Source organism: Desulfosporosinus acididurans, assembly GCF_001029285.1.
Classification (GTDB): domain Bacteria; phylum Bacillota; class Desulfitobacteriia; order Desulfitobacteriales; family Desulfitobacteriaceae; genus Desulfosporosinus; species Desulfosporosinus acididurans.
Genome location: NZ_LDZY01000001.1, coordinates 254801 through 273858 on the forward strand (window position 1 = coordinate 254801; position 19058 = coordinate 273858).

Annotated in this window: 19 protein-coding genes and 2 pseudogenes; 8 read left to right on the plus strand and 13 right to left on the minus strand. The window is 38.7% G+C overall.

Features of this window, described 5'->3' with window-relative positions; all coding sequences use genetic code 11:
- Window positions 1–114: 114 nt before the first annotated feature.
- Window positions 115–1596 carry a deoxyguanosinetriphosphate triphosphohydrolase family protein gene (locus DEAC_RS01155; RefSeq protein WP_047808190.1) on the minus strand — a complete coding sequence of 494 codons (1482 nt, stop codon included), beginning with the start codon at window positions 1594–1596 and terminating at the stop codon, window positions 115–117.
- A 280-nt stretch (window positions 1597–1876) separates the two neighbouring features.
- Between DEAC_RS01155 and DEAC_RS01160 the strand changes: the two genes are divergently transcribed.
- Entirely contained in the window at window positions 1877–2929 is a 1053-nt protein-coding gene (locus DEAC_RS01160; protein WP_047808191.1) for a beta family protein, read from the plus strand.
- On the opposite strand, the gene DEAC_RS01165 is transcribed toward DEAC_RS01160, so the two are convergent.
- The 4 genes from DEAC_RS01165 to DEAC_RS01180 form a co-directional block, all read right to left on the minus strand.
- On the minus strand, window positions 2862–3476 hold the full coding sequence (locus tag DEAC_RS01165; RefSeq protein ID WP_053006245.1) for a sce7726 family protein: 615 nt from the start codon (window positions 3474–3476) through the stop codon (window positions 2862–2864). The genes DEAC_RS01160 and DEAC_RS01165 overlap by 68 nt on opposite strands.
- Before the next feature lie 217 nt (window positions 3477–3693).
- Window positions 3694–4359, minus strand: a complete 666-nt coding sequence (locus DEAC_RS01170) for a hypothetical protein (protein WP_047808193.1) — start codon at window positions 4357–4359, stop codon at window positions 3694–3696.
- 363 nt (window positions 4360–4722) lie between these two features.
- Complete coding sequence (locus DEAC_RS01175) at window positions 4723–5595, minus strand: DUF1906 domain-containing protein (protein ID WP_053006246.1); 873 nt, start codon at window positions 5593–5595, stop codon at window positions 4723–4725.
- Window positions 5592–5999: a phage holin family protein gene (locus DEAC_RS01180; protein ID WP_047808194.1), complete on the minus strand. Its 408-nt coding sequence runs from the start codon at window positions 5997–5999 to the stop codon at window positions 5592–5594. Before DEAC_RS01180 ends, DEAC_RS01175 begins: the two co-directional genes overlap by 4 nt.
- 384 nt (window positions 6000–6383) lie before the next feature.
- Between DEAC_RS01180 and DEAC_RS01185 the strand changes: the two genes are divergently transcribed.
- Window positions 6384–7340, plus strand: coding sequence for a carboxypeptidase-like regulatory domain-containing protein (locus DEAC_RS01185; RefSeq protein WP_152671333.1), 957 nt, complete (start codon window positions 6384–6386; stop codon window positions 7338–7340).
- A gap of 684 nt (window positions 7341–8024) precedes the next feature.
- Here the strand turns inward: DEAC_RS01185 and DEAC_RS24465 are convergent.
- Window positions 8025–8216 (minus strand): GNAT family N-acetyltransferase, encoded by a 192-nt coding sequence (locus DEAC_RS24465; protein ID WP_282434431.1) that lies wholly within the window; start codon window positions 8214–8216, stop codon window positions 8025–8027.
- 31 nt (window positions 8217–8247) lie between these two features.
- Window positions 8248–8544: a GNAT family N-acetyltransferase gene (locus tag DEAC_RS24470; RefSeq protein WP_282434432.1), complete on the minus strand. Its 297-nt coding sequence runs from the start codon at window positions 8542–8544 to the stop codon at window positions 8248–8250.
- 512 nt (window positions 8545–9056) lie between these two features.
- Between DEAC_RS24470 and DEAC_RS01195 the strand changes: the two genes are divergently transcribed.
- Together DEAC_RS01195 and DEAC_RS01200 are read left to right on the plus strand one after the other, a co-directional pair.
- Window positions 9057–9917 (plus strand): tyrosine-type recombinase/integrase, encoded by an 861-nt coding sequence (locus DEAC_RS01195; protein ID WP_053006247.1) that lies wholly within the window; start codon window positions 9057–9059, stop codon window positions 9915–9917.
- The gene (locus tag DEAC_RS01200) at window positions 9910–11016 is read left to right on the plus strand and encodes an IS91 family transposase (protein WP_047808374.1); all 1107 of its coding nucleotides are present in this window, start codon (window positions 9910–9912) and stop codon (window positions 11014–11016) included. The genes DEAC_RS01195 and DEAC_RS01200 overlap by 8 nt, the downstream gene beginning before the upstream one ends.
- A gap of 571 nt (window positions 11017–11587) precedes the next feature.
- Here the strand turns inward: DEAC_RS01200 and DEAC_RS01205 are convergent.
- Together DEAC_RS01205 and DEAC_RS01210 are read right to left on the minus strand one after the other, a co-directional pair.
- Window positions 11588–12004 carry a deoxycytidylate deaminase gene (locus DEAC_RS01205; RefSeq protein WP_047808196.1) on the minus strand — a complete coding sequence of 139 codons (417 nt, stop codon included), beginning with the start codon at window positions 12002–12004 and terminating at the stop codon, window positions 11588–11590.
- A 430-nt stretch (window positions 12005–12434) separates the two neighbouring features.
- Window positions 12435–13720 (minus strand): annotated as a pseudogene (locus DEAC_RS01210) (IS110 family RNA-guided transposase).
- A gap of 450 nt (window positions 13721–14170) precedes the next feature.
- Here DEAC_RS01210 and DEAC_RS24075 point away from each other — a divergent pair.
- Both DEAC_RS24075 and DEAC_RS01215 read left to right on the plus strand, forming a co-directional pair.
- Window positions 14171–14284 (plus strand): annotated as a pseudogene (locus DEAC_RS24075) (HicB family protein); the annotation flags it as partial.
- 181 nt (window positions 14285–14465) lie between these two features.
- Window positions 14466–14675, plus strand: a complete 210-nt coding sequence (locus DEAC_RS01215; RefSeq protein ID WP_047808197.1) for a hypothetical protein — start codon at window positions 14466–14468, stop codon at window positions 14673–14675.
- Between the two features lie 28 nt (window positions 14676–14703).
- Here the strand turns inward: DEAC_RS01215 and DEAC_RS23440 are convergent, their stop codons facing one another.
- Entirely contained in the window at window positions 14704–14871 is a 168-nt protein-coding gene (locus DEAC_RS23440; RefSeq protein ID WP_161796404.1) for a hypothetical protein, read from the minus strand.
- A 113-nt stretch (window positions 14872–14984) separates the two neighbouring features.
- Between DEAC_RS23440 and DEAC_RS01220 the strand changes: the two genes are divergently transcribed.
- Entirely contained in the window at window positions 14985–15236 is a 252-nt protein-coding gene (locus DEAC_RS01220) for a hypothetical protein (RefSeq protein WP_047808198.1), read from the plus strand.
- Between the two features lie 140 nt (window positions 15237–15376).
- On the opposite strand, the gene DEAC_RS01225 is transcribed toward DEAC_RS01220, so the two are convergent.
- Both DEAC_RS01225 and DEAC_RS01230 read right to left on the minus strand, forming a co-directional pair.
- Window positions 15377–15661, minus strand: coding sequence for a hypothetical protein (locus DEAC_RS01225; protein WP_047808199.1), 285 nt, complete (start codon window positions 15659–15661; stop codon window positions 15377–15379).
- 206 nt (window positions 15662–15867) lie between these two features.
- Complete coding sequence (locus DEAC_RS01230) at window positions 15868–16461, minus strand: hypothetical protein (RefSeq protein ID WP_200903069.1); 594 nt, start codon at window positions 16459–16461, stop codon at window positions 15868–15870.
- A gap of 627 nt (window positions 16462–17088) precedes the next feature.
- On the opposite strand from DEAC_RS01230, the gene DEAC_RS01235 reads away from it, so the two are divergent.
- Window positions 17089–18252: an MFS transporter gene (locus DEAC_RS01235; RefSeq protein WP_047808200.1), complete on the plus strand. Its 1164-nt coding sequence runs from the start codon at window positions 17089–17091 to the stop codon at window positions 18250–18252.
- A 528-nt stretch (window positions 18253–18780) separates the two neighbouring features.
- On the opposite strand, the gene DEAC_RS01245 is transcribed toward DEAC_RS01235, so the two are convergent.
- Window positions 18781–19053 (minus strand): hypothetical protein, encoded by a 273-nt coding sequence (locus DEAC_RS01245; protein ID WP_047808202.1) that lies wholly within the window; start codon window positions 19051–19053, stop codon window positions 18781–18783.
- Window positions 19054–19058 lie beyond the last annotated feature (5 nt).

The following is a 19058-nucleotide window of genomic DNA, read 5'->3' on the forward strand; positions in this document are numbered from 1 at the left end:
GGGCGAGGGCGGCCATTAGTTCAAACCAGACGAGGAAAGAGATGGGGGTAAAGCCAATTTTAAGACTCATTTCCATTTCAATTTAATTAATTCTAGAACAACAAACAATTTCTATTAGCCATATAAATTTTCGTATTCTTTGATTGCAAAGGAATCTGTCATACCAGCAATATAGTCGCAAATAACTCGCAAAAGTGATGCCTTAAAATCCATTGATCCTTGTTCTTCGTCAATGGCAAAATTATGTTTTTTCTTTGTCTCAAGTATATTTCTCAAATCGCTAATATTATGGGTATTATTCGTTTCCTTACATTCTCTAAATAAGGATTGTATTGTCTTATCGGGTAACTGTTGAGGATTTGCTAAATAAGCTTTATATAGTCTTCTAATAATATATTGAGCTTTTCCATCCATACGATGTACGTTATAAGAGTTCAATACAATATCTTTCAGTTGGTCTTGGAACTTCTTATGAGCTTTGTCCAAGTCATCATTAAGATTACTTAAATCCATAAGTCCTATAACCCTATTCGCATCATTTATATCTAAAGATAAATACTTTTTGTCAAAATCCTCCATAGTCTTTATGGAATTTTTTTGTGCAAAGTTAATAATATTTTGAGTACTTATTTCAAGTAATTTACTTACGAGAAAATTTACAATTAGCCGTGATAATTTGGGCAAAAAAAACTCAGTTTCTTTATTTATCCTGGCATCTTCAAAGTTTCTAAGATCTATCTTGGAAAAAAATTTTTCAAAATTACTTTGAACTAGATTTAAAGCTGCACTATGACTCAGCAATTTTCCTTCGATGGCATCTTCTATATCATGATGTCTCTGAGATATTTCATCTGCCCATGCAACAGAGAATGCCTCAAAAGACCAAGCTTCCCGATCACTATTTTTGGCAAGATAAAATTTTTTATATTTGTCAAAATAACCAAGCGAAAACTCAGAATCAAGGCATTCTGCGAACTTACTAAATTCAAAGCAGTATTTCTTATCGTCATCATTTTCTTTTGACCATTTCTTACACTCCGACCATTTTGTTTTACTATGGCTCTTTATTCCGTATAAAGTAAAATTAGTTAAATTCAAACCTCTATCATTTATTCCCGTGCTGGGAGATTCTAAATCCATCGCAATCCTAACACTTTGTAAATTATGCTTAAATCCCTTGTCAACATCCGTTAGAAGAATACATGCGCCAGGTAAGCTAAAGTAATCTCTAACTAATGGATCACATCCATTCATAATTAGATTAAGAGTCCTTTCACCAACATGTCCAAATGGAGTATGTCCAAGGTCGTGAGCAAGAGCAATGGCCTCAGTTAGGTCTTGATCCAATTTTAAATTCTGAGAAATTGTTCGTGCGATTTGCGAGACTTCGAGAGTATGTGTGAGCCGATTCCTCATATGATCATCAAATCCTGATACAAAGACTTGTGTTTTTGATGACAGACGCCTGAATGCCTTGCAATATAAAATTCTATCCCTATCACGAGTAAAATCACTTCTATATTTATGCCGAGTTTCATTTTCTTTTCGACTTACATATTTTCCAGGAGCTCTTAAGGAAAAATTCAGTTTAGTCATTTTTTTCACCTCAATTTTACTCTTTTATATCATTAATTCCACAATATCCAAGAAAACGTCACTAAAAAACAATTCGTATTAAATTATCGCATATCTCTCTCGCGAAGTAAGGGGAAACATGTCTTTGTTCTAAAAGCAAAAAGACCCTATGTGGGTCTTTTTGTTTGAAATTTTGTCGTAATACCATTATTCTTGTCGCGTGATAGGAATATGAATTAAACTATAGAAAGTCTAAATATTCTGTTTTGCTGAGAAGTTTTTGTTAAGGAGGTTATTCACAATGACTAAATTAGATCCCAAATGCTATGTACCGATCTTAAAATGGAAGAAAGGCGAACAAGAAGCCCTCAGGCATCTTGAACCTGTTAAAAAACAGTTAATTACACCTATTATTGAAGTCGTTGATCCAGTTGACCCGAGGAAAATTGTAGATGACCTTGACTATTGTTTTCAATATCCTATTTTTCTTGATACCTTCAATGTTGAACAGTACGACATAAGTCTCCTGAAACAGATAACTGACGAATTCACAAGCCGCGGAAGGAATAGTTACCCAATTTTATACTTTGATAACTTGAGTGATAATTTCTCCATAATTTCCAGCTGCGCAAATAGGATAGCTATAAGAATTCCCGTCCCTGAGTGCGTAGATGGCCCAACTTATCAAGAAATTATAAAGGAAATTAAAAGGGTAAAATTGAAAAATCAATCGACTTATATTGATTTAATTTTAGATTTAGGAGTAATCGATACCAGTACAGCTTCAATTTATCTTCACGCCACAATATCTCTCCTGGAGGACTATCTGATTAATGAGGACTTTTATGACAGGATCATCATTGCCGTAACTTCATTCCCTGAGGATTTACAATCAGTACCAAAGTCGGGATCTGAAGAATATAGCAGAATTGACTTCTCTCTCTTTGTTAAATTAATAAGTCTCAATAATCTGAAAAATATTCGTGAACGTATGATCTATTCAGACTATGGTGTTACAAAATTCTCCGATTCGGATATTGACTTCAGTAAATTGCGGTATGGTATTTTGCCCAAAGTAAGATATACTACCGATAAGACATATTGGGTCCTTAAAGGAGAAAAGGACATTGTTACTCGCGTAATGATTAAAAGTTATGTTGATTTAGCAAAGGAAATTTCTCTTTCTCCTAAATATTACGGAGAGACATTCTCATTCGGAGATTTGGATATTAAGGAAAGAGCTTTTGGTTTAAATAAAAAAGGTCCTGGTGGAAACAAAGATTGGGTTACGATATCGGCAAATCACCATATAGTTGTTTTAATTCAACAGCTTTCCACTCTTCTCGGGATTTAATGGATTTTCGGACAAAATCTTTGATAACTGTACAATCTATCTTTTCGACAGCAACTCTACCAAGTTGCTGTCGTGTTTTACTCTTTATTCCTTTACAAATACCATTTATCATCAAAAGACTAATCAATTCTTCCTTCCACAATAGCTGAGATACTGAGAAAATATCAACTGAAGGGTTTATTTTGGCCTGTCTTTTCCTTACAAGACGAGCTTCATTTTTGTTTTTCTCAACGGAATAAATTCCCCAGAACTCAGGGATCAATGTATTGACTTTTTCTAAATGGTCGTTTGCTGCAACTATAGAAACTGTGTCAAAAATCATATTATATGCCTTGATTTGATATGGAAGTCTTTCAAGTGAATCTCTTTCGCTCTTTATTTCGTATCCATGCATTTTTCCATTAACAACCGCAACATCCACCCTTGAAGATCCATAACAAATGTCCATTTCATAAATCAATTTGGTAGAAGGATCTGAGGTAAAATGTTTCATGTTAAGAAACTTTTCAACTAAAAGTTTTCGAATATCCTTATCATAAACTTTCACCGACATCACCTCCACTCCCATGCTAGTACTATTATTATCTTCAAGCTTGTTACTGTCAATGGTTACTGTATGCCCAGATTCTTAAACTATAGACATAATCCTATTTTATCCCTAGCGCTTCTTCAAACTAAGTAGGTTCAAAACCAGAAAAATTCCTCCCTCGCATAATCGAGAGAGGAATTCATTCACTTAGCGTCGGCCGGCACCGACGCTTCTATTATGCAGGTTGTTGGGCTTGGGCTTGCGAATCTGACTGAGCAACTTGAGTGTCAGAAGTGTCCTGAGCTGGTTGGGCAGCCTGCGGGGTCACGGCACCCGAGAAAGCTTGAGCCGTCTGATTAATCGCTTGTTGAACTGCATCATTCGCGGCTTGCGTCGCAATAGGAGTAACAACCTGCTTGACCTTAGTAGCAATGGCCTGGCTAACTGCTTGATCGGGTGCAGTTTGGCCTGCTTCTTCAGAAGATGCACTCGAATTCATATCAAAGACACCGGTTTCTATCATATCCTTAACGGCTTTTTGAATTTCAAGAGTTGGTTCGTATCCGGCAATCTTAAGCATATTCATAGCAGCATCATAGGCGTTTTGATTTCGTTGATCTTTCGTGATCTGGCTACTATTGTATTTCTGCTCAGCAGAATGAACGCATACCTGGGCAAATTGGATAATCTTATCGGCGGCAGACTCGACAGGGGCCGGAAGAACGAGTTTACCAATGTCATCATTAACGACCTTCGCTTCACTGATAACGGTTTCGGCAGTTGAAAGAATTGCCTGGGGATCTTTACCGGACTTCTTAAGGTATCCCAATCCTAAACCTACTCCAGCGCCAACGACTAAACTTCCGACAGAAATTAATAACATAATAAGTGTTGAATTCATAATGATAAAACCTCCTAAAATTTAATTATGGCAATAGGAAAGCAGGCCATCTCTGACCTGCTCGTTTTAAATCCTGCCTGCCGGGACAGGAAGAATTACTTTACTTTATAACGAAAATATAGATTTTGCTTGACTAAAAAAGTCAAGCATTTCCCATTAATCAAGGGTATAAGTCAAGTTCGCTTGATAAAATTAACTAAATATGCTGCTCTACTTGAAGGGTTAGCGTTATCAAGTGGACATATTTTTTGGCATATTTTACTTAATATCTGACAAGGTGCACTCCCAAGCTATTGATATAAGCCTAACCAAGCCTTTTTATTTCATTGAAAATTCCTGGCCAAATCGCAAGCGCTTGCGAATTTAGCCTAGATATTTTTTCACAGCAGCTGCCGTGCCAAACTTATCATCGCCGCTCAGCAGCGTTTCGTTCGGATGCCCTGTCGTTGCTCCGCCAACTGTGATCAGATGTTTAGCTTTCATGGCATCGGCAGGCGGTGTAGCATTATGTGACGGCCGCACGAATAAAGCACAGTTGCCATTACTCCGTGAAACGTCAATGGCTGACCAAAAATCTTCCTCGGTATCCATCAAAACTGCTACTTCTAAATTCATGTTCTCGCTCCCTTTCTCTACAGCTGTATTCGCTGTTGTTTCGACGATCCATAGCCCAGCATCGTCATTGACATAATCTTTGTCGCAGGCCACCCCGGCAACAGTTACATTGTTACTGTATTGGTAGATATGGTTAGGTGCCTGTTTACCATAGCTCCAAGCGTAAGTTTGAAAATATCGATCCGGCGGGTAATCTGCACTCTTAGCGGCTACCATGACCGCGTAAGAGCCATAAATCCCAACTAAGTATTTGCCGGTTAACACAGTATGGACACCACGTAAATACTCCTTAATGGCGGGCATGTCTTCCGGCTGGGCCTCATAATCGACGGTAAAATATATCGCTATGCCCTTAGGAGCACCGAGATATTCAGCTTCAGCCAGGGCAAACTGAGCGTCTGATATTCCTCTTAGGTAATTAAAGTAACTCGACTTCGTTGGCGATAACTCAAGGATTAGAAACAACGCCAAGCCAGCGTCTAAGATTGCCTTGGCTTCTGTTACGGTTAAGCCGTTCCAGAGGTTGCGGCCTAAGTAACGCCCGACCGCTTTTATTCCCGCGCTCTTTAGAGCTTGTACATTCGCTGGGGTTAACTTGGTCGCGCAATCTATACCATTCATTTTTCTTCTCCTTTCTCTTGTAGTTGCTGAAAAATACTTTTAAATTTTGGCGGCATTCTAAGACCAATCTTTCCAACGTTCTCAATCATTGAAATCCCTTCGCGCCCGGCATAGTAGTACATCGCCAGCGTTCTTAAGACCGGACCTGTGTTGCCAAAAAGCTTATCCAAAAGAACTGCTAAGGCGACAAGAGAAAGAATAACAATCTTTCTAATGCCGCCCCAAAACATGACTTCGGAATTTACTTTTTTCTGTCTTACCGCCCCCAAGAAGCCGGTAATATAGTCTAAGACCATAAGGTAAACAAGAACCTTTAACGCGATATCCCACCCACCGCACCAAGCCGTAATGGCCGTCCCTATCGCGGCAAACGTTGTTTTGAAAATGAATTCCTTTTCGTTCATATCTGCCTCCATGTATTGAAATTCTAGGGCATAAGAAAAACGCCCTTATTCAGAGCGTTTGCTGGGCATAATGAGTCTTTATCGAAGGTTTATTTGCATCTAAAATGCTCCCTTTCATAAATTAACGAATTTAAATAATTTGGATCCATTAATTTACTCCTAATAAAGGAAAAAATGTTTCTTTGTAGAAGAATTATTCCAGAACCTAGTGCGTGTCAAATAGGTCTATAAAATATTCATGGAGGGAGAAGCTGTATAATGATAATACAATGGATTGTAAAAAACCAAACAATAGCTTTTTTCGTTATTTTGTGTAGTATCGCTGGAATAATCTTTCCAATAATAAGCCATAAAAGGGAATGGTTAAAAAGAGTCATACTAGGTATGTTTGTTATCTTTATTATCATTATATCTATAGATAAAATAATAGACGTTAAGGCAGCTATAAATATTACGGAAGCAAATACGGTAGCGTCAACACAACCACAGGCACAAGCTCCGACTCCAACTCAGACCCAAACACAAGCTCCAACTCAGACCCAAACACAGTCCCCAACTCAGACCCAAACACAGTCCCCAACTCAGACTCAAACACAGTCCCCAACTCAGACTCAAACACAGTCCCCAACTCAGACTCAAACACAGTCCCCAACTCAAACTCAAACACAGTCCCCAACTCAAACTCAAACTCAGTCCCCAACTCAGACTCAAACACAGTCCCCAACTCAAACTCAAACACAGTCCCCAACTCAAACTCAAACTCAGTCCCCAACTCAGACTCAAACACAGTCCCCAACTCAAACTCAAACACAGTCCATAACGATTAGCCCTTCCAGAATAAATAAGCAAACAGATAACTATGATTCTATTGTAATCACAGGTTACAATACACACTTCTCACAAGACCGAACACATTTACAAATTTTATATTACGGAATAGAAGACGCTATTGGTGGATCAAAACTTAATGTTCTTAGCCCGACTAAAGCGGAATTACTCAATTTCGGGGGTGGTAGATCTACGGGGGAATACCAAATAACCTTGTCTACTGATGGAGAATCCCAGAATACAACGCTTTTAATAGTTACAAACCTCCCTACAGGTGCGATTAGAGGCACGGTCGTGGATGCGAACAACAAACCTGTTGCTAATGCTACTATTGAAGTTATACTTAATAATAGTACAATGCGGACATCAACCAATCAAAATGGCCAATTTGAAATGGGTGATTTGCCAGTGGGTAGTTTGACCATTTTTGCCCAAGGAAATAGTGCTCAGGGGGAAACTATTGTCCAAGTAAATGAAAATAGTTTAGGATCTTGCACCATTCAATTGCGATAATATCAATGTTTAAATTATATATTCCATAAAAAAACGAAAATTTTTAAAAGTTTTCTTTTATTACTATATATGTTTTTAACAACTGATACATGAAGATTATTGCGATTTCCGAAACAGCTACCGTTCATGTTCTAAATTCGATTTTCCTCAAAAGTAAAACTAAAAGTAGTAGTATTCTTCACAAGGTTTCCGTAATAACAGGAAGCCTTGTTTTGCAATGGTTTAGGCAACTCAAATGATATCGGTATAGCTAACTTTTCGGGAAACATAGTGATGCTAACTCTTGACTAATTTTTGAAATCCTTTTGTATCATAACTATATTAAAGGAAAGAAAAGCCGCTTTAATAGAGACTCTACAGGTTGTTACATGTATGCTACTTCTCATTAAAACCATAAGGAAACGGCTGACAGGGTAAAGACGCTCGTTGCAAGCCAAAAGGAACATTTTTGCTCAGCGGGCGAAATGGTGGGTACGTGAGTATTTCCAGATTCGCTAAACTCCCAACTATAGAACGCCTTAATCGAAGGACGCCCTTCGATTAAGGCGTTCTTTGCACATAATGCGTCTACTGCCTAGGAAAAGACCTACTTGGTTTTTATACCAAGTACAGGTCTTTCCACAAATAGGATCAGAAGTAAGTGTAATAAAGTTATGCTCAAACCCCTATCAAAGTTTTTCGCTATTATATAATAAATGAATACATTAACTCTCTTGCAATTTCTGATGTTTTCGGATATTGCCTTACCCCATCGTCCTTCACTAAGGTTAATCCAATTTTCCCCATAACTTTACATGAGGCAGCGTTCCTAAAATCGCAATGTGCCACTAAATTAGAAACTTTTAGTTCATTTACTGCAAAGTCCTTTACTGCCATAGCCGCCTCAGTTGCATAACCATTACCCCAATTATTTTTTATTAATTATCCAGCCTAATTCGGCATAAGTTCGCTGTTCATTCAAATAAACAGAAACAGCACCAATTTGTTTTTCTTCAATGGCAAATTCATAAAATTTTAACTGGTCTTTCTTCCACTCATTTGTGATACGCGTTAAAAAATGCGATGTTTCTTCTATTGTATCATTTGGCAAATGTATCATATATTTAGTGTTTTCAACATCTGATGCATATTCATGAACAGTGTCTAGATCTTCAATATCTAATGGTCGTAAAACTAACCTTTCAGTTTTTAGTACAAAAGACATTTCTATCTCCTTTGTTAGTAAAAAAGCCTTTATTACAGGACATAAAAATAGTTTATTTTTTCAATTTTCATGATATAATTTCTCCTATACATATACGTTTTTTTCAAGCTTCCGTTGACACGGGGGCTTCTTTTTTTTGTGTGATTATGAAGAAAATAGGCTGTCCAATGGTTGACGCAACAGGCAAAGCAGTTGAAGAAACCGCAAGTAATATTAAGATATAAAGAGAGGATGGTATATGATGGAGGACAATAAAAGATTTGTGATATCGATTTTACTTATCACTATGATTATCATTTTTGTCGTTATAGATAAGGGAATAGTAATCGCATCTACCACAGCAGTGGGTATATTAAATTATTGGTTCAAGTCCAACTACCGAAATCGTTGAACTTTTCGCATTTTACGTCTTGTACTAAACCGCTGCGCGGTGGCTTTTTAGGCCCAAATAATAAATGAGGCATGATATCATTCTTTTGCAAACCCAATTTACTTTGGAAAGGATGATAATCATGCCTCAAACTTCTCGTACTCTTTCACCACATTTTCAAAAAATGCAGATCGAAATGGAACTTCGTGGTTTATCCCCTCAAACCCTACAACAATATTTTATCCCTTTAAGGCTCCTAGAAAAACATTTTGATAAACCTGCCTTTGAAGTCTCACCTGATGAACTCAAACAATATCTTTATCATCGCATCAAATCTGGTATTAGTAACAGCAGTCTCAACATTTCCTGCAGTGCATTTAAGCTCTTTTTTAACAAGGTTCTCAACTACAACTGGTCAGATGATGTTATTATTCGCCCAAAACGCCCTAAAAAACTTCCTTATGTGCTTTCTCAAAACGAGATTCTAGCAATTATAGATCAATTGAGTAATATTAAACACAAAGCCATTCTCCTAACCACGTATTCTTCTGGCTTGAGAATTAGTGAAACTCTGAGTCTCCGGGTCTCCGATATTGATTCTGAGAACATGCTGATTAGAATCAATGATGGCAAAGGTAGTAAAGATCGTCTAACTGTTCTTTCTATTAAAAACCTTAAACTATTAAGGCGTTATTGGAAACTTTATCGACCAACTGATTTACTTTTTCCAGGTCCTATTGAGGGCAAACCTCTTTCCGCGCGCAATATTCAATATGTTTTTTCAAGTGCTAAACAAAAAGCAGGTATTTCGAAACCCGCTACAGTCCATACCCTTCGGCACAGTTTCGCGACTCATTTGCTTGAGAATCGTACTGATCTCAGAACCATTCAGATGCTGATGGGGCATAGTAATATTTCCACGACTTCTAAATATATTCACCTCTCTACTGCCCATATTGCCTCAGTTAGAAGCCCTCTTGATGGTCGTGATCCAAATGCCTGAACTTCAGGATATTTTTGCTCAGGTTTATCTGAATTCTATGTCATCTGATCAAGCGAAAGCATTCAATATGATTCGCCATTGCAGAACAGCTTCCCTTGGATCTCATTCTGACGTTTGTACTGAATGTGGTGCAGTTGACGTTTCTTATAATTCCTGTCGAAACAGACATTGTCCTAAATGCCAACATTCTGTCCAAGAGCATTGGGTTGAGGCTCAGATGCCCAAACTTTTGCCTGTCGGTTACTTTCACATTGTTTTTACGATTCCTCAAGAATTGAACACCCTTGTCTTGCAAAATCAGGAACTTCTATATTCCCTGCTTATTCGATCAGCTGGTCATACTTTAACCGAACTTGCTAAAGACCCAAAATACCTTGGAGCAACAACCGGAGTAACCTCCGTTCTCCATACATGGGGTCAGAACTTATCCTTTCATCCTCATGTTCACTGTATAGTTCCCGGTGGAGGGCTTTCCAATGATGGTCTCCGTTTTGTTCGTTCGAGTAAGAAATTTTTTATTCCGGTTAAGGTAATTTCAAAAAAATTTAAGGGTAAGTTCCTTTATCTTTTGAAACAGGTTTTTAATGAGGGGAAGATAAGCTTCTTTAACAATGCTGTCAGTCTTTCGTCCAGAAGCAATTTCCTTTCCTTAGTCGATAGTTTGTATCTTAAAGACTGGGTTGTTTTCTGTAAAAAACCATTTAAATCTCCAGCTCATGTTGTTAGATATCTTGGTCGTTATACCCACAGAGTCGCAATTAGCAACTCTAGGATTCAGGCATTTGACGGTAAATCGGTGAGTTTTTCGTGGAAGGATTATAGGGATGGTAATAAGTCTAAGGTGATGACTCTTGATGCTAAAGAATTTGCTAGAAGATTTCTTCTGCATGTACTTCCCACTCGTTTTGTAAAGATCCGACATTATGGCATAATGTGCAGCCGTAATATTAGTACTAAGCTTTCAAAATGTATGAAGCTTATTGGAAAGAAACCTTTAAAAATTATTACCCCGAAACCAAACCAAAACAAGATCTGTCGGTATTGTGGAAATCAAAATATCATTTTATTTTTCCCTAAACACTCGTGTGCAGGTCCATAATCATACAGAAATTTAATATTTTTAAAAAAGCGACCCATTTGGGGAGGGGGGACGTCTGTCCATTTTGAGAGTTTTAACAGATATTAATAGCAATAAAAGCAATAATCCCGTTCATTAATATCCCTGTAAATTGAACTTTAACCCTGATGAGAAAGATTGAATTCCCATATAGCCCAAGTGCCGTCGGCAGCGGTTCAGTACAAGAAGAGATTTATGATGTTCTATGCGCTTTTAACTCAAATAATATAATTTAAGCCATTGATTCTAATCACTGGCTTTTTCTTTGTCTACGAACATCATAAATCTCTAGTTACTTTAGCGAAGGTCAATCGGTGGCCATTTTTATTAGAGTCCGATAAGAGCGATGTAAATTGCAGCAGCGTTTAACGTTCCATGCATTCCCGACGCGTCACAACCACCTTCATCTTTGCCAGTGTTGAGAATGACGTGTTATTCGATGCCACGGCAGAAGCACGCTCGCAAATCTCTAAGATCATGTAAATCCTGAACCAAATTACATTCATACGTTCAAGCCCTGAGTGGATTATTTCGTGATGCGGCTATCCTTATTTTAATCTTCCGCCGTTAAATGAATTATCTCAACCCAAGGTGCTAGTAGAAACCAATCAAAATCTATACGATAATCCCGACCGAAAACTACCCGTTTTATCCCGGACGAAATAATTAACTTTGAGCATTCGGCACATGGACGATCGGAAATATATATTGTTGCGCCATTTCGTACGTCAGGAGTACATTCTAATAACGCATTTACCTCTGCATGTATTGTTCTGACACAATGATCGTTGACAATTAGACATCCCTCATCTATACAATGTGGTAGGCCAGCCGCGCTTCCGTTGTAGCCAGTTCCCTTAATTCTCCTATCTTTAACAATTACTGCACCTACACTGCGTCTCGGACAGGTGCTTCTGCTGGCTACCTGAGACGCAATATCTAAGAAATAAGAATCCCAATCTTTACGCAATCTTTTTCCTCCCTATAATATCTTGATATTTTCTTTAGATATCTCGTGTTTTCATAGAATTCCTAGCTAACCAAATTAGCTCACCACGGATAGAATTCGCATAAAATGTCTAATTCGGAGAAATTGGATATGGCAAAGCCAACGTCTACTATTTGTGGATATGTTGGCCGTTGTAAACCCATGATTCTCACGGTGGTAAACCTCCCATGTCTAACAGGGTCAAGATTATAAATCTGCCCTAAATTCCTTCGTTCCACCTATCCATGATTGGGTGTCAGTTATGCTCCTCTACCGAGTCCTTGCTCTAATGGAAAAATATGCGACTGACTACCAGCTCTTTTGTCTTGCTAGGTTACCTGGATTGCTCGCTTCTGTGGTGACGCTTTAACCCACAGATCGTTTGTTTCTTATGGTTTCGCTGCTATTCTAATTACGCTGCTAAATGCTCAACTGGACGATGAATGTCCTTAATTAGCTTTTCTGGATCGTATTCTGTACCTTTTGTTAATATTGCATAGAACACCCGAATTAGTTTACAGCTTAAGGCAATTAGTGATTGTTTCTTCTTCAGGGGATTCTTGATCCTTGTTGTGTAGTAGTTGTGTATCTCTGCAAACTCTGCGTTTTTTCGCGACTAGCGGTCATCACTGCTTGAAATAGGATTGCCCTCAGTCGTGCGCGGCCGCGCTTACTGATCGTGGTCTGTCCCTTGTGCTTACCTGAGCTGCTTTCTCGTAAGGCTAAGCCCGCAAGCTTTTGGATCTGCTTTGGAGAATTAAAGCGTCTAATATCTCCAACTTCGGAGAGAAAGCCTGCCACGGTAACAAGGCCAACACCTTTAATTTCAAGTAACTTCGCTACTTCTGGTATCTGACGGCACAACTCATCGATGGTTTCTATGACTGCCTGATATTGTGCTGTTTTAGTGTGATAGTCTTGGAGTAATAGCTGAATTTCCATTCGGGAACAAGACTCTCCTTCGGTGCAACCAATGCTCTTCTGAGCAGCTTCATACAGGCTCTTAGCCCTTTTCATTCCGACTGCTCTCAACTTGTTGTCTCTCCAAATTCGGTTTATTCCTTCTACTCCAAGTCTTTTGATATCCCTAGGTTGCGGGGCAACTTGCAGAACCAGCATGCTACTTGTCGCATCAAACTTTCCAAACACCGTTTCATGCTCGGGAAAGTAGATTTTCAGCCACCTCTGAATGCGATTTTTTATACTGCTCATTTCCTTTTGGATGCGCATTCTGCAAGCCATCGCTATTCGCAGTTCTGCATAGATCCCCTCCGGGATATAGGGCTCATTGTATCTCCCCTCGATGACCAGCTTAGCAATTGTTTTGGGGTCCTTAGCATCCGTTTTGCTGGGGTGGTTGTCATCAAGCTCCTTACTACGCTTTACATGGAATGGGTTTACGAGGACTAGCTTAATGCTTTGCTCTTTTAGATATGATGCCAGGCCGAACCAGTAATGGCCGGTTGGCTCTGCGCCTACCACTATGCAGTCCTTTTGTGCTTGACCTTTTAAACGTTCAATCCATGCATAGAAATCCCTGAATCCTTCAGCACTGTTTTCAAACTTGAATACTTTGCCCAGCTCTACTCCTCGCCAGTCGAAAGCCCTAGTGTAATGAAGCTCGCTGGCGATGTCCACTCCGATAACAATACTTCTTTCAGAAAGTTGCTTTAGTTTCTCGTTTTGTGTAAAATTCATTTGGGATGACCTCCGTTATTTTGATTGGATTCTGTTGGCCAACAGTCCTTTCAAATTGTAACGTGAGGTCTTCTTTTTGACAAAGCTCATTTTTTCCTACTACAGGAATGCTCCTCACAGATAAACCCCAGTAACTCTGTCATTAGACTTAGTGGTTTCGGATAACGTTATATTAACAAACGTAGTTCGTATAACCTCAAAATCAAGAGGTATTACCGAACTAGGTTCGTAATATTTTAACTCTATATGTCTTCGCCTTATTGGAATAAATATCCTTCTGCGCCTGATAAACAACATTTTGACAAGTTCATAGAAACCTAATTCATCGTTTTATGGTAAATTCCTCCCCCTTATTTTTACACTTTGAAATTCTATTCTATTTTATTTTTGCGCACGTAGCATTGTTCTTCCACACGTCTCGCTCTCCCAATAACGTCACAACCGAATATAAAAACCTTTACGATTCCTGCATGGTTAAACACTATCGCTGAGGAGAGTAATATTAATTTCTCGCAAGTCCTACAAAATGCCTTAAAGGACCAACTTGGTATTGCCAACAGCTGATTAGATATAATGAATTCGCAGCATGAACAAATAAATAATATATTAAGCAGCCTTAACCGGCTTATCGCGCTCATATGTTTTTCGCCTTGCTTCGTGAGTTATTTACAGGGTTTTAATCTTTTGTGTCGAAAATATGAGATTGACCATATCAACAGAATAGAAAAAGACAGGAGTTGTTTACTTGAAAGATTTTAAAGAATTCGTAGGGCAAGTAAGAGAAGAACATTATGCAAATGCTGTGGATGCCATTGACCAACTTGGAATTCAGATCCCATTTCCTTTGACTCAAGAGAATTCAAATGACTTGGCTGGCATAATAACAGTCATGAGCACTATTTGCGCTTTTGAACTTCTCGAGAAATATCACAATTGGTTAAATAGCCCTGAGTAGTTTAAGCAAACTCCTTAATCAGCACTAATTACCCACGCCGAACTGAAACTTGCTCTTTCAGCTCGGCTTTTTTGTGATCATTAACCGTCGCATCAACAGCTGCCCAAAAGCCAAGACTGCGTTTTACTTGACTAACACGAGGAGTAATGGCTTTCTTTTGCTCTGCCTCTATCATGAAGCGCAGACTTTTACTCAATGGTTTCACCTTCATTTCGCTAAATACTCACAGGAATATTCCTTTTTTGCGTCGAAGTTGATAGTTGATAATTGTTTAGACAAACCAATCCATACAGGAAGGAGATGAAATCAATGAGTTTGATAGGCAACAATCTGTCCGATCCAATTGAGCAAGATGAAAAAGGAAAACATGTTTATAAACAGGATTGTCATAATATCAATATCTGCAAGTCCTATGGGGAAATCAGCTTTGCATGTTTAGCAGGGGCTATCGCGAATACTAGGTGCTCATTAGGGGAAAAGATGCGGATAAGAGTATTGAATGACTCTAACCCAAACGCTACTTACAAACCCAAGAAACCGATACCCGAGAAACCAGATTAAGTTGTGAATCTAGACTGCTTGATAAGTTCAGCACTTTTCAATATCGAGATTGCTTCGTTAACTGTAAGTCTTTCTTTGCGGAGAACGCTCACAAAATCTGAAGCAATCTCTTTTTTTCTGTTTTATTTCCTGCAAAATCGTCATACACCTTTCGGGCGTATCCTTCGCAGTGAATTTTCCCATCTCTCCCACCTCCCCTCAACACCAACGTTTTCACAAACTATCAAGGAGTCCAACTTTCTTAAAAACTGGATAAACCGAAACGCCTTCGATAGATCGGACCATTTCAGATCCCGGTAGCTCGGAATAGCAAACTGCCGTTTGAAAGCAGAACCGTCTCGAGATATGAGCAACTGCTTCAACGTATCGATGATTTTCTTCAAGACGATTTTGTTGAGGACATAATGAATTGTAAGCATAAACAAGTGAACCGCCCCTACCTACACTTCATTAAGAACGAAAACACTGTTTTCGCCGTAGGATAGGGGCTTCCGGCAAACCCAGAATGCATGTCTCAGAGGATCTCGTTAGAGAGATACTTCACCCAATGGCTTGAGTACATCATTTCGGTATGGCCGGCAACTACATGCCTTTGCTTCATACGGGCCAGGTTCATGACTTCTACTACTTCTCACCTTAGACGATCCGCAGATGCTTTTGCTCTTCCAGATTGATTGTTTGAAATTTGCCATATTTGTATTGTAGGTAAGTGGTCATTTTGTGAAGGGCATCCGTTAACTGGGCATCGCTCTTGCGAGTCTCTATCTTTGTGAGGCGGAAAAATTGAATCAGCACCCAGCGTTGATACCAACGTCGCCGTCGTTGCTCCAAAAATTACATGGTCCAAATAGCTTAAAAGCGCAGCTATCGGTTTATTACTTTTTCGCACTTGAGCTTGAGTGCTTATACCGTATATTCCAAGCCATGCCATAGATGATATTCCTATGCCCTTTAGCATTGCATGATCTCGACCTGTTTTTGAAAGAACATATGCAGTAGTAATTCCATTTGCCGATGTCAATAAACCATTAGCTATTTTCCCGACGCCATTCCCCATAATCTTATGTGCATCTCTTCTGCTTACAAAAAGCATAGATGCCATTTCTTCATAACGAGAGTCTGTGATACCAAGCTTAAATTCCAGCTTATTTAATAGTCTACCAGGAATTGCTCCAATCATCCCTGCGATAAAGCCAAGAAAGATTCTGTCTTTTATTTTTTCCATCATCTACCCTCCTCTATGTAATGACCATTTAAATAAGGTCATCTATGGCCTTGATATAAGCCATAAAAAACCAAATTGCAAGATCGCTCTATTACTATTCCCATAAGTTCCTAAACACTTACTAGTATTTTTTTCTATAATAGGCTCAGAACGTCTTCAAACATGGAAGCTATTTTATTCTTTGCGAAGCCTCCGGATGTATGGGAACCATTTTCACTTGCGGAAGTGGGGTTCTTACGATTGGATAAAAAAAAAAGCCCCTCTCAAGGGAGGGGTATATAAAGGTATAATAGGTATTTGGGTATTTGGGTATTTGGGTATATAGGTAAATGGACATATAGGTAAATGGGCATATGGCTGTATTGACATACGTAATAATAATACTTACTGACCGAAAAGACAAATCACATCTTTTAAAGTTTAGTATAAGAAATACTTATGCAAGAAAATCCACCTCCAATCCAAGGAAGTGGGCTTTCGTCATGCCCAGCGTCCAGCAACGCTGCTTATTTTATCTGGCTCTTGGTCTCTGATTAATCGCTTGGGATTTTTTATGGTTTTTGCCAATACCCAATCTTTATTGTGTTATACTAACAAATGACTAATTTCACTTGGGGGGGTAATAACGTGTCTGGCATAACGTTTAAAAGAAATCTTTTAGCTGCAATCACTATCCTATTTTGGTTTGCGCAATATGTCTACATACCATTCCTTACACCCTACCTGCTATCTCTTTCGATATCGGCAACAGTTGTGGGAGTTATTGTTGGGGCATACGGAGTCACCCAACTGCTATTAAGGATTCCGTTGGGAATTATTACCGATATCGTCGGAAATCACAAAATTTTTATCATTATAGGTGCTTTCTTAGCCGGCACTTCTTCCATCATGATCATACTTTTTGGTTCACCTATTATGCTGTTTGTAGCTAATGCCCTATCGGGAGTTGCTTCTTCAACATGGATTTCTTTTACTTTGCTTTATTCTTCATACTATGACAAATCAGAAGGTACGAAAGCAATTGGCCTTATCACTTCCCTTATGAACCTCGGTATTTTAGCTGCATTTTTACTCGGTGGAGTTTTTGAACAATTAGGCATCCGCTCACTGTTCATTTTAAGTTTTATATTCGGTATGACCGGCTTCATTCTTTCATTCTTTATCAATTCTGAGACTGCAGGCCGAACAAATGTTACTACCGCTAGTCTTATAAAAGTTATGAAGAATAAGAAACTACTAATAGTCTCTCTTTTGGGTGGTTTTGTTTGGTTTTTAATGTTTGGAACTGTGTACTCCTTCACAACGAGTACTGCAAAAGAGCTTGGTGCAACAGGCCTCCAACTTGGTGTTATTTATGTTTTATTTAGCGTTATGAATATTATAGGCGCCTATTTCGTCAGTACAAAGGCTTCGAATAAACTTGGCGAAAAAAATATTATAACGTTAGGCTTTATCTTACTGGCGGCATATTGTGCAGGCATAGCCGTCGCCCCTAAGCCTATCTGGTTCTTCCCGCTCCAAATGATCGGCGGGTTTGGAGCAGGCATCCTCACAGCAATTCTTATGGCAATTGCAGTAAGAGGCTTTGATGCAGATAAAAAATCCACGGCTATGGGTTTTTATCAATCGATATATTCACTCGGTATAACCTTTGGACCAATAGTAATGGGGATCTTGATCGACCATTCGTCTAAAGTCTTTTCGTTTTCTGTCATGGCTGTAATTGCCTTAGCCTGTTCCGTTTTCGTGTTAGCAATGTATAAGCTTAGTCCTCTATTTAAACAAGCTTAACGGAGGAGTCAAGAATCTTATCGCCATGCATGGCGCACACCAAAGGGCGCTTATCAGTTTTCATGATAAGCGCCCTTTGGAATTCAGCTTGTAAGAATTTTACTGAATAATGGTGTCTGAATTAAACAGCTTGAAACTTAGTTCCGCATTTGGGACATTCCGTCATCCCACTGAAATAATCCCATATTGAGTGACACATTTTGCACTCTTTTATAAAAGGAACAAATGGAGCAATATTCTCCGTTATGTTATTCTCGATTTGATTTGGTTCTCCAGTATATTGTTCCCCAGAATTTTCAACCTCAGACTTGCTAACAGCAATAGACACAAGACAACGTCCTTTCCTCCATAATCGAATATTCTTATAGATAATTATAAGAAAATCTCGACAACTCCGTCAATTAAGAACCCCCATCGTAATTCGCACTATATTTCACTTATTTAAAGGAAATTATGCGTTTTCGGGAAAAAATTGCTTCCCTTCCTCCAAAGGTAGCTCAGACTCTTTTTCAGGGTACGATCTGTTAATTATTGTAAAATAAATAGTTTCTGTTCTTCGAGAACAGATTCTAATTCGAGCATATATATGCTTGTAACTTCTCTATTGTCCGAACTCATTTCTGCTAGTTCATTAAAGCTTATTTCATTCTGGCACTTTAATAACGTCCGCAGTATCCCTCGGCTGGCTAAGGGGATCATCCAAAAAGTATTGGGATGTTGCAGCGTTTCAAACCAAGATTCAATTTTAGTTCTATTGGCAAATATTTTAGCAAGAATTCCATTTTCTCTCGAATCAATCATTTCTT

What these genes read in the sequence shown, in the direction of transcription:
- DEAC_RS01155 (WP_047808190.1), bottom strand. Translation starts at nt 1,596, where the DNA reads ATGACTAAACTGAATTTTTCCTTAAGAGCTCCTGGAAAATATGTAAGT.
- DEAC_RS01160 (WP_047808191.1), top strand. Translation starts at nt 1,877, where the DNA reads ATGACTAAATTAGATCCCAAATGCTATGTACCGATCTTAAAATGGAAG.
- DEAC_RS01170 (WP_047808193.1), bottom strand. Translation starts at nt 4,359, where the DNA reads ATGAATTCAACACTTATTATGTTATTAATTTCTGTCGGAAGTTTAGTC.
- DEAC_RS01175 (WP_053006246.1), bottom strand. Translation starts at nt 5,595, where the DNA reads ATGAATGGTATAGATTGCGCGACCAAGTTAACCCCAGCGAATGTACAA.
- DEAC_RS01180 (WP_047808194.1), bottom strand. Translation starts at nt 5,999, where the DNA reads ATGAACGAAAAGGAATTCATTTTCAAAACAACGTTTGCCGCGATAGGG.
- DEAC_RS01185 (WP_152671333.1), top strand. Translation starts at nt 6,384, where the DNA reads ATGTTTGTTATCTTTATTATCATTATATCTATAGATAAAATAATAGAC.
- DEAC_RS24465 (WP_282434431.1), bottom strand. Translation starts at nt 8,216, where the DNA reads ATGGCAGTAAAGGACTTTGCAGTAAATGAACTAAAAGTTTCTAATTTA.
- DEAC_RS24470 (WP_282434432.1), bottom strand. Translation starts at nt 8,544, where the DNA reads ATGTCTTTTGTACTAAAAACTGAAAGGTTAGTTTTACGACCATTAGAT.
- DEAC_RS01195 (WP_053006247.1), top strand. Translation starts at nt 9,057, where the DNA reads ATGCCTCAAACTTCTCGTACTCTTTCACCACATTTTCAAAAAATGCAG.
- DEAC_RS01200 (WP_047808374.1), top strand. Translation starts at nt 9,910, where the DNA reads ATGCCTGAACTTCAGGATATTTTTGCTCAGGTTTATCTGAATTCTATG.
- DEAC_RS01220 (WP_047808198.1), top strand. Translation starts at nt 14,985, where the DNA reads ATGAGTTTGATAGGCAACAATCTGTCCGATCCAATTGAGCAAGATGAA.
- DEAC_RS01230 (WP_200903069.1), bottom strand. Translation starts at nt 16,461, where the DNA reads ATGGAAAAAATAAAAGACAGAATCTTTCTTGGCTTTATCGCAGGGATG.
- DEAC_RS01245 (WP_047808202.1), bottom strand. Translation starts at nt 19,053, where the DNA reads ATGATTGATTCGAGAGAAAATGGAATTCTTGCTAAAATATTTGCCAAT.